The organism is Candidatus Frankia nodulisporulans (genome assembly GCF_902806475.1).
In the GTDB taxonomy this organism is placed as follows: domain Bacteria; phylum Actinomycetota; class Actinomycetes; order Frankiales; family Frankiaceae; genus Frankia; species Frankia umida.
Genome location: NZ_CADCWS010000166.1, coordinates 1 through 9,692, shown reverse-complemented (window position 1 = coordinate 9,692; position 9,692 = coordinate 1). Strand labels below are relative to the sequence as shown.

The following is a 9,692-nucleotide window of genomic DNA, read 5'->3' as shown; positions in this document are numbered from 1 at the left end:
CAGCCGATCAGGCATTCGCTGCTGTCCCACCGGCGCCGAGCGCGATTACCCGGGGGCAGGAGAAGTCTTTTTCGGCCAGTTCTGTGGTAGGGGGCTCCTCTATCTCGCGGTAAGGCTTTACCGTGTTACCCGCTCGGGGTCGTTGCGTGGGCCTTCCAGGACGGAACTGGTTGCCGATGTTCCACCGTGCCCTGCGACGCGCCGAGCCGGGAGGTCGTGTGGAAGGCAGCGCCAGCGAGGCGACGATCGCGAGTGTGAACAGGTTCGAGCCCCCGATGAGACCTCGGGGCCTCGAACGGTCCTCGCCGATCGCTGCCCGCCCGCCCGCGTCCGACCTGCCCGCCGCGGATCAGTCGACCCGCGACGAACCCGGCACGGACATCTCCGAGAAGGCGCCAGCCGGCGACGCCTCCCGCCTCGGCGCCGAACCTCCCGCCGCCGAACCTCCCGCCGCCCAACCGCGGCGGCTCGGCGACCGGATCACCGACGGTCGCCCCGGCGGTCCGGGCGTCCGCGCGGAGACGACCATTCCATCGACCTCGGCGCGGATGCCGCAGAATCCACCGCCCGACCTCCCACGTAGCCCCTCGCCCGCGGCGTCCGCACCGCCCGCTGCCGCCGCGGCCGCGCCGGTCGCCGGTGCCGATTCCGCGGCGCCCGCGGGTCCGCCCCCCTCCTTCGCGCCCGCTGAGCGGCCCGTGTCGCCACCGCGTCCAGGGGGCACGACCGAGACGGCGGGCCCGCCGCTGCCGACCCAGGCCCGGCCGGCCCCGGAGCCGTTGCCCGCCGGGCAACCGGCCACGGGGCGGCAGGCCAGCCCTCGGCCGCCGGCTCGCCCGCCGGTTCCGCCACCGGGGGAGGACCGGGCGCGCCCGGCCTCGGGTGCGCGTCATGGCCGTCACTCCGGTCGTGTCACGGGCGGTGCCGCGGTGCCCGGCGTTGACAGCGGTGAGCACCATGTCGGCAACCGCCATCCCGGCGGACGGCCAAGCGGAGAACGGCCAGGCGGCGAGCGTCCAACCAGCGAGCGTCCAGGCAGCGAACGGCCAACCAGCGAGCGGCCAGGCGGCGAGCGGCAGGTGGGTGACCGGCCAGGCGGTGAGCGGCATTCCCGTCCTGGCCGGGTGTGGAGTCTGCGCGCCAGCGCGGATCGGGTAGCTCCGGGCATGGTTCGGGCGGCAATCGGCGTCGCCGGCAATCTCGGCGGCAGAGCCACCGCCACCGGTGGCAGAAACGCGGGCACGGGCGCGAGCCGGATGGAACGGCCCGCCGTCACCCAGGCGACTACCTCGACGACGGGCGGGGCGGCGCCCGCCGCGCCGGTGGCGAGGTCGACGCGTCCGGCTGTCCCGCCGGTGACGAGCATCGCCCCGGCGACCGGCGGCGGGCGGTCAAGCTCGCCCGGAGCAGCGTCGGGACGGGCGTTGCCGGCTGTTTCCCGGCCGTCGGACTCCCCGCCGTCGGAGCAGGCCGGCCGGGCCGGGTCGGTGACAACGCTCGAGCCAGTGGCCCGCCGCGGCGACTCGGCGGGACGGCCCACCGCGCCGGTCCGGTCGCGGGTCGGCGCCCGGGCGGCGGGACAGCGGTCGGACGGTTCCGGGCATCCGGCACCGTCCGCTGCCTCCGACGGCCCGCGAGGTGACGCCGGGCCCCCGGAATCGGCACGCGTCGACGGTGCCGACGACGGGGCGACGTCCGGGCGCGCCGGCGGGCTCGCCGAACGGGTCGGTGGCCGGCCCGTTCAGGTGGGCCTGCGGGTGCTGGTGGCCTGCCTGGTCGCGGCGGCGCTGGTGGGTGGCGTGGTCAGTGGCCTGCTGGTGGTGATCACCACCGGTGATCCCAACGTCGAGCCGGTGAAGACGCTCGGGGTGGGTAACCCGGCGCCGGTCACCGATCGGCGCAGCGTGGCCGCGATCGCGGCGGCGATGCTCCCGACGGTGGTCACCATCGACGTCGGCGGCGACGCGGCGGACGGCGGCGACACCGGCTCGGGCGTGATCCTCAGCTCGGACGGTTACATCCTGACGAACAATCATGTGATCGCACCGGCGATCGCGGCCGGGTCGCCGATCACGGTCACCCGCTACCAGGAGTTCAACCGTATCCAGGCCCAGGTCGTCGGACGCGATCCGCAGACCGATCTCGCGGTGCTGCGTGTTCCGGCCAGCACGCCGCTACCGGCGGCCACGCTGGGCCAGTCGGGTTCGCTCGTGGTCGGGGCACCCGTCGTCGCGATCGGCGCACCGCTCGGGCTGTCGGGCACCGTGACCACCGGTGTGGTCAGCGCGCTCGACCGCAACCCGCCGGTGCCGGCGACGGACGGTGCGGCCCCGACCGTGCTGATCGGGGCGATCCAGGTGGACGCCGCGCTCAACCCGGGTAACTCCGGCGGTCCGCTGCTCGACTCGCTCGGCCAGGTGGTCGGGATCAACGCCGCGATCGCCGCGGTGCCCGGGCGCGAGGACCAGGGGCAGAGCGGCAGCATCGGGGTGGGCTTCGCCATTCCGATCGACTTCGCCCGCTCGGTGGCACAGGAGATCATCTCGACCGGGCGTGCGACGCACCCCTACGTGGGCGCGGCCACCGCGACCATCACCGACGGTGAGGCGCAGGCGTCCGGCGGGGTGCCCGGGGCACGGGTGATCGCCGTGACGCCGGATGGGCCGGCGGCGCGGGCTGGTCTGCGCGCCAACGACGTGATCACCAAGCTGGATGTGAGTGCCATCCGCGGGACCAACGATCTCAACGTCGCGGCGCGGCTGCACCGGGTCGGCGACAAGATCTCGGCCACCTATGTGCGTGGCGGTGCGACCAGAACCACCCAGCTGACACTTCAGGAACAACCTGGTTGAGTTCCTGGCCCCCGTTCGTTGCCTGGTCGAACCTCGCGGTGACATCGGGCGGGGTACGCTCGGCTGGTGTTCAACGGTGTCGGTTGGGGTGAAGTTGTCGCCTTGCTGGTGATCGGGCTGTTCGTCTTCGGCCCCGATCGGCTGCCCAAAGCCGCGCGGGACGCCGGCCGCATGTTGCGCCAGTTGCGCCAGACGGCCACGGGGATGCGCAACGACCTGCGGTCCGAACTCGGCCCCGAGTTCGACGATCTCGACATCCGGGATCTGCATCCCAAGACCTTCGTCCGCAAGCATCTGTTCGACGACGAGCCGCTGCCGCCGTATCTCACCAAGCGCACCTCGCTCGACGCGCTGCTGCTGGCCGAGGACACTCCGAGCCCGTCGCTGACCAAGTCGCCGCCGCTGGGTCGCGCACCATCCCTGCCCGCGACCTCGGTCAGCCCCGCCCCGCCGGTGCCGGCCGTGCCGCCCACCGTCGCGTCGCAGCCGCCGGTCGGTGCCGACGCCGGTGGCGCTGTCGGCGCGCAGCCAGCGGTCGTCTCGCCGTTGCTGTCAAAGGCCGCCGGGGCGAAGGGCACGGGGGCGAAGGCCACCGCGCCGCGGGGCGTGCCCACGCACCAGGTCTCCGCGGGCGCGACCCCGCCGCCGACCCCCAGCATCCCGTTCGACTCGGACGCCACCTGACACTGCTCGGCCCCGGCCCTGGCTGCGGCTGACCATCTGGGCCGGCGGCTGACACCCGGGCTGGGTCGGAGGTCGGGGGTTGGATCACCCCGGGCTGGTCTATGGCCTGTGCTCCCGGCTCGAAACAAGACCCGCAACGAGAATCGTCCCCCCGGAAACAGGCTGCTGGAACCGGCTGTTTCCGGAGGGACGGGGGCTGGCCGCGCTCAGCGGCCGGCGGGCGTGAGGTTGAGACTGCGGCCGGCGAGGCCGCGGGAGCGGAAGGTGAGCCGATCCGCGACCGAGCTCAGCGCCTTGCTGGCCTCGCTGTCGGGCTCGCCGATGACCAGCGGCACACCGTTGTCGCCGCCCTCACGCAGGCGGACGTCCACCGGGACCTGGGCGAGCAGCGGCACGTCGTGGCCGAGGACCCGGGTGAGTCGCTCGGCGACCGCGGCACCACCGCCGGAGCCGAACACGTCGACCCGCTCCCCGCAGTGCGGGCAGGGCAGCCAGGCCATGTTCTCCACGACGCCGACCACGTTCTGCCGGGTCTGCACGGCGATGGTGCCGGCGCGCTCGGCCACCTCGGTGGCGGCGAGCTGCGGTGTCGTGACGACGAGCAGTTCGGAGGACGGGACGAGCTGGGCCAGCGAGATGGCGATGTCACCGGTGCCGGGCGGCAGGTCGAGCAGCAGAACGTCCAGGTCGCCCCAGAAGACGTCCGACAGGAACTGCTCGAGGGCCCGGTGCAGCATCGGGCCACGCCAGGTCACCGGCTCATTGCCGCGGGTGAACATGCCGGTGGAGATGACCCGCACGCCATGTGCCTGCGGCGGCATGATCATTTTGTCGACCTGGGTCGGCGGGCGGTCGATGCCGAGCATCCGCGGCACCGAGTGGCCGTAGATGTCCGCGTCGAGCACACCGACGGACAGCCCCGAACGGGCCATCGCCGCCGCCAGGTTGACGGTGATCGAGGACTTGCCGACGCCGCCCTTGCCGCTGGCGATGCCGTACACCCGGGTCATGGAGCCCGGCTGGGCGAACGGGATGACCTTGGGGGCGATACCGCCGCGTAGCTTCGTGTGCAGGGCGCTGCGCTGCTCGTCCGACATGACCTGCAGGTCGACCTGGACGGAGCGCACCCCCTCGACGGCGCCGACCGCGCGACTGACGCGGCTGATGATCTCATCTCGCATCGGGCAGCCAGACACGGTTAGCAGCACCGTGACACTGACGGAGCCGTCATCGAGGACGTGGACCGCCGAGACCATGTCCAGCTCCGTGATGGGACGGCCGATCTCGGGATCGTTGACCGTCGCCAGAGCCGACTGGATCGCGTCGGTGGAAGGCCGGGATGGGGACAAGGGAAACCTCAGTCACTGATTGGCACCAGATGCGACCCCCGGGGCCGCCTGTGCATCCACGATAGCCCGCGCGCGCCTCGGCGGTGTTGCGGCGATGCCCGGGTGTGTGCCACCCATCCAAGCTGTCATTCATCTGACTTCGAGAGCGGAATTTATCGGTAGGTGCTGGGACGTTGTCGAGGTGACGGGCCTGGGCGGGGCGGGCTGGTCCGGCGACCGGGGCACATAGGCTGGTTCGGGGTGTGGCGGGAGGGCTCGGGATGGTCGAGGACACGGTCGGCGCCAGTTCTGAGACGGACAGCGTCTGGGTGGACGCCCGCGGCATGCGTGCCTGGCGGTCGCTGCTACAGGCCCACGCGCACGTCAGCCGGGTGCTGGAAGCGGAACTGGAGCGCGCGCACGACCTGCCGCTGGCCTCCTACGACGTGCTCGTCCAGCTTTCCGAGGCGCCGGAACACGAGTTGCGCATGAGCGAGCTCGCCGACGCGGTCCTGCTCTCCCGCAGCGGCCTGACCAGGCTCGTCGACCGGCTGGCACGGGAGGGCCTGGTGACCCGTCGCTCCTGCCCGTCCGACGCGCGGGGAACGCTGGCCGTGCTCACCCCGCAGGGGCTGGACCGGCTCCGGGTGGCCTCCGGCACCCATCTCAAGGGCGTCGGTCGGCACGTGCTGAGCCACTACTCCCGCGCCGAGCAGGAACAGCTCGCCGTGCTGCTCGAGCGGCTCGGTTCCCCGCGCGAGGGAACCTGCGGCCGCGGAGTCTGAGAGTCGGCCTATCCGGTGATGGGGGTCGCGCCGGTGGCGGTGGTGACGAGCCGCTCGTAGGCGGCGCGGCTGGTCGTCTCGGCGCCGAGCCCCTGGGGTTTGCTGGCACCGTGGTAGTCGCTCGAACCGGTGGTGAACAGGTCGAGGTCGGCGGCCAGGGCGCGCAGGCGGCGCCGTTCGTCGTCGTCGTGGTCGGGATGGTCGACCTCGAGGCCACCGAGCCCGGCGGCGGCCATCCGCTCGATCACCTCGGGGCCGACGGTGACACCGCGCCGGCTCGCATAGGGATGCGCGAACACGCTGACCCCGCCCGCGGCGCGGATCAGCTCCAGCGTCCGCCACACGTCCGGTTGCTGTTTGCCCACGTGGTACGGCCCGCCGGGGCCGATCCAGGAGCGGCTGAACGCCGCGTCCATGCTGGGTACCAGGCCGGCTTCGACCATCGCGGCGGCCACGTGCGGCCGGCCCACCGTGCCGACGGCCAGCTCGCTGACCCGTTCCCAGCGCACCGGATGCCCGTCGGCGTGCAGGAGTTCCACCATCCGACGGGCCCGGGTGACCCGGTGCCTGCGGACCTCGGCCCGTTCGGCGGCGAACGTGGGCTCCGCCGGGTCGAACAGGTAGGCCAGCACGTGCAGGGCGATCCGCCGCTCGTCCACCTGCACGTAGCAGGAGATCTCCGCGCCGGGCACGAGGACCAGCCCGCGGGGCAGCGCGGCGGCGGCCGCGTCGATCCCGGCGGTCGTGTCATGATCGGTCAGCGCGACGACGGCGAGCCCGGCGGTCCCGGCGCGGCGCACCAGTTCCTGGGGGGCGTCCAGCCCGTCCGACGCGGTGGAATGGGTGTGCAGGTCGATCGTCACCGTTCGATCGTCACAGGTCCAGGCCGGTGAGGACGAGAACTCGCTCCTCGGTGAGATCGGTCATGGCCGAACGCAGGCCCTCCCGGCCGATGCCGGAGTTCTTCGTCCCGCCGTAGGGCATCTGATCGGCCCGGTAGGACGGGACGTCCCCGACGACGACGCCGCCGACGACGAGTTCGCGGTGGGCGCGGAACGCGGTCGCGAGATCGTGGGTGAACACCCCGGCCTGAAGACCGAACGCGCTGTCGTTGATCCGTGCGAAGCCGTCGTCGACCCCGTCGACCGGGGCGACGACGATCACCGGCCCGAACACCTCCTCGCGGACCAGCCGGGCCGACTCGGGCACACCGGTCAGCACCGCGGGCGCGACGCTGGCACCGGTGCGGGTGCCGCCGCAGTGCAGGGTGGCGCCGGCCGCGACCGCCTCGCCGATCCAGGTCTCGACCCGTTCGGCCGCGGCGGTGTCGATGAGCGGGCCGACGTCGGTGGCCGGATCGTTGGGATCGCCGTCGCGCAGCGCCCGCACGGCGGTGAGGATCTCCCCGAGCAGTTCGTCGTGCAGTGACCGGTCGACGTAGACCCGTTGCACGGCGATGCACGACTGCCCGGCCTGGTAGTTCGCGAACAGCGCGATGCGCCCCGCGGCCCGGGTCAGGTCCCCGGGGGCGTGGAAGTCGGGCGCGACCAGCACCGCGCCGTTACCGCCCAGTTCCAGGACGACCTGCTTACGTGGCACCGCGTCCCGGATCGACCAGCCGACCGGACCCGACCCGGTGAACGACACCACCGGCAGCCGCGGGTCGGCCACCAGCGCGCCGACCACGTCGTTGTCGACGGTCAGCACCGAGAAGGCACCGGCGGGCAGATCGGTCTCGGCGAGCAGTTCACCGAGCAGCAGCGACGACAGCGGGGTGCGCGGCGCGGGTTTCACGATGATCGGCGCCCCGACGGCCAGCGCCGGCGCGACCTTGTGCGCCACCAGGTTCAGCGGAAAGTTGAACGGGGCGATGCCCAGCACCGGCCCACGGGGGAAGCGCCGCGACAGCGCCAGACGGCCCTCGCCGGTCGGGTCGGTGTCGAGCCGGGTCAGGTCGCCGGCGAACCGGCGGGCCTCCTCCGCTCCCCAGCGAAACGTCGAACTGGCCCGGGCGACCTCGGCCCGTGACCAGGTCAGCGGCTTGCCGCTCTCCGCGGTGATCAGCCGGGCGATCTCGTCGCCGCGCCGGGCGATCTCCCGGGACACATGCCCGAGCGCGGACGCGCGCACATGCGCCGGCAACGCAGCCAGCTGCGAGGCGACCGCCGCCGCGGCGGCGACGGCCTGCTCGACCTGCGCCGCGGACGGTTGGGCGACCGTGGCCACCAGCGCACCGTCGTAGGGATGGCGCACCTCGAGCTCCGCCGTACCCTGCGCCGGCCGGCCCGCGAGCCAGAACGGCCGGACCTCAGCCATCACGCATCTTTGTGGTCGGCTCCCTGTTCGGCGGCGAAGCGGTTCAGAGGTCATCCTAGGCGCATCCCGTCGCCGGGAGTGGCCATCCACGCCCGGGTCGGGCACTGTCGTGGGCCTGCCCACCGGCGGGCCCGTCCGTCGTGGCCGCGGGCCGACGTCCGGGCGGCCTGCCTGCGGCGATGGCCGACTGGCGGCCGACTGGCCGGTGACCGGCGGGTGGGCTGGCCGGTCTGAGGAGACACCCTGGAGGTGCCGAGCCGATGGACGAACCAACGCTTTCGGTGTCGGGTCGAGGCGGGTCGGGGCTGCCCCAGACCCGCCGCCTGGTCACCGAGATTCCCGGCCCGCGTTCGCGGGCGCTGTCGACCAGACGGGTCCGATCCGTGGCCCGCGGGGTGAGTTCGACGATGCCGGTGTTCGCGCGGGCGGCGGGCGGCGGCGTCGTGGTCGACGTCGACGGCAACACGCTCATCGACCTTGGCTCGGGTATCGCCGTCACCGGTGTCGGCAACGCCGCCGACGAGGTGGTCGCGGCCGTGGCCGCGCAGGCGGGCCGGTTCACCCACACCTGTTTCATGGTCACGCCGTACGAGGAGTACGTCGGCGTCTGCGAGGCGCTGGCCCGGCTGACCCCCGGCGGTTTCGAGAAGCGCTCGGCCCTGTTCACCTCGGGTGCGGAGGCGGTGGAGAACGCTGTCAAGATCGCCCGTTCGGCGACCGGGCGTGGCGCCGTCGTCGTCTTCGAACACGCCTACCACGGCCGGACCAACCTCACCATGGCCATGACCGCCAAGGCCATGCCGTACAAGGCCGGTTTCGGCCCGTTCGCCCCGGAGATCTACCGGCTGCCGCTGGCCTACCCCTACCGCTGGCCGGGCGGGCCGCAGCACTGCGGCGAACAGGCCGCCGCCCAGGTCATCGACCTGATCCGCACCGAGATCGGGGCCGGGGCGGTGGCCGCCCTGGTGATCGAGCCGATCCAGGGCGAGGGGGGTTTCATCGTGCCCGGCGCCGGTTTCCTGCCGCGCCTGGCCGAGTTCTGCGCGGACGCGGGCATCCTGTTCATCGCCGACGAGGTGCAGACCGGCTTCGCCCGCACCGGCACGATGTTCGCCTGCGAGGACGAGAACATCGTCCCCGACCTGATCGTCACCGCCAAGGGCATCGCGGGTGGCCTGCCGCTGTCCGCCGTCACCGGCCGCGCCGAGATCATGGATGCCCCGCAGATCGGTGGTCTCGGCGGCACCTTCGGTGGCAACCCGGTGGCCTGCGCGGCGGCACTGGCGACCATCGACCTGATCGAGTCCGGTGACCTGGCCGGTCGGGCTCGCCATATCGCCGAACTCGCCCTGCCCCGGCTGCGCGCCCTCGCGGACCGCTACGACGCCATCGGCGACGTCCGGGGTCGGGGCGCGATGCTCGCCGTCGAGATCGTGCGCGGCCAGGGCGACCACAGCCCCGACCGGGCGCGGGCGGCCGCCGTCGCCGCCGCCTGCCATCGCCGCGGCCTGATCGTCCTGTCCGCCGGTACGTGGGGCAACGTCCTGCGCCTGCTGCCACCCTTCGTGATCAGCGACGAGCTTCTGCAGGACGGCCTGGACGTCCTGGCCGAGGCCTGCGCCGAGATCCTCCCACCCGCTGACCCCACCGGCTGACCCCACCGGCTGACCGGCGGCCCGCGGCGGTTCGGACACGGTGAGTGTCGACGTGCGCCGACGTGTACTGGG

Annotated in this window: 7 protein-coding genes; 4 read left to right on the top strand and 3 right to left on the bottom strand. The window is 73.1% G+C overall.

Annotated features, from left to right (window positions below):
* Window positions 1-275 precede the first annotated feature (275 nt).
* Together G6R24_RS22485 and tatB are read left to right on the top strand one after the other, a co-directional pair.
* Window positions 276-2,852, top strand: coding sequence for a trypsin-like peptidase domain-containing protein (locus tag G6R24_RS22485; RefSeq protein ID WP_225438539.1), 2,577 nt, complete (start codon window positions 276-278; stop codon window positions 2,850-2,852).
* Between the two features lie 66 nt (window positions 2,853-2,918).
* The gene (gene tatB / locus G6R24_RS14550; protein ID WP_163549791.1) at window positions 2,919-3,536 is read left to right on the top strand and encodes a Sec-independent protein translocase protein TatB; all 618 of its coding nucleotides are present in this window, start codon (window positions 2,919-2,921) and stop codon (window positions 3,534-3,536) included.
* 206 nt (window positions 3,537-3,742) lie between these two features.
* On the opposite strand, the gene G6R24_RS14545 is transcribed toward tatB, so the two are convergent.
* Complete coding sequence (locus G6R24_RS14545) at window positions 3,743-4,885, bottom strand: Mrp/NBP35 family ATP-binding protein (protein WP_163549790.1); 1,143 nt, start codon at window positions 4,883-4,885, stop codon at window positions 3,743-3,745.
* Between the two features lie 260 nt (window positions 4,886-5,145).
* Between G6R24_RS14545 and G6R24_RS14540 the strand changes: the two genes are divergently transcribed.
* Window positions 5,146-5,649, top strand: a complete 504-nt coding sequence (locus tag G6R24_RS14540; RefSeq protein WP_163549789.1) for a MarR family winged helix-turn-helix transcriptional regulator — start codon at window positions 5,146-5,148, stop codon at window positions 5,647-5,649.
* 8 nt (window positions 5,650-5,657) lie between these two features.
* On the opposite strand, the gene G6R24_RS14535 is transcribed toward G6R24_RS14540, so the two are convergent.
* Both G6R24_RS14535 and G6R24_RS14530 read right to left on the bottom strand, forming a co-directional pair.
* Complete coding sequence (locus tag G6R24_RS14535; protein ID WP_163549788.1) at window positions 5,658-6,512, bottom strand: PHP domain-containing protein; 855 nt, start codon at window positions 6,510-6,512, stop codon at window positions 5,658-5,660.
* A gap of 10 nt (window positions 6,513-6,522) precedes the next feature.
* The gene (locus G6R24_RS14530; protein ID WP_163549787.1) at window positions 6,523-7,965 is read right to left on the bottom strand and encodes an aldehyde dehydrogenase family protein; all 1,443 of its coding nucleotides are present in this window, start codon (window positions 7,963-7,965) and stop codon (window positions 6,523-6,525) included.
* Window positions 7,966-8,225: 260 nt separating this feature from the next.
* Here G6R24_RS14530 and gabT point away from each other — a divergent pair, with 260 nt between their 5' ends.
* Window positions 8,226-9,620, top strand: coding sequence for a 4-aminobutyrate--2-oxoglutarate transaminase (gene gabT, locus G6R24_RS14525; protein WP_163549786.1), 1,395 nt, complete (start codon window positions 8,226-8,228; stop codon window positions 9,618-9,620).
* Window positions 9,621-9,692: the final 72 nt, after the last annotated feature.

Coding starts and splice junctions, on each gene's coding strand:
- G6R24_RS14540 (WP_163549789.1), top strand. CDS start 5,146: ATGGTCGAGGACACGGTCGGCGCCAGTTCTGAGACGGACAGCGTCTGG.
- G6R24_RS22485 (WP_225438539.1), top strand. CDS start 276: ATGAGACCTCGGGGCCTCGAACGGTCCTCGCCGATCGCTGCCCGCCCG.
- G6R24_RS14530 (WP_163549787.1), bottom strand. CDS start 7,965: ATGGCTGAGGTCCGGCCGTTCTGGCTCGCGGGCCGGCCGGCGCAGGGT.
- gabT (WP_163549786.1), top strand. CDS start 8,226: ATGGACGAACCAACGCTTTCGGTGTCGGGTCGAGGCGGGTCGGGGCTG.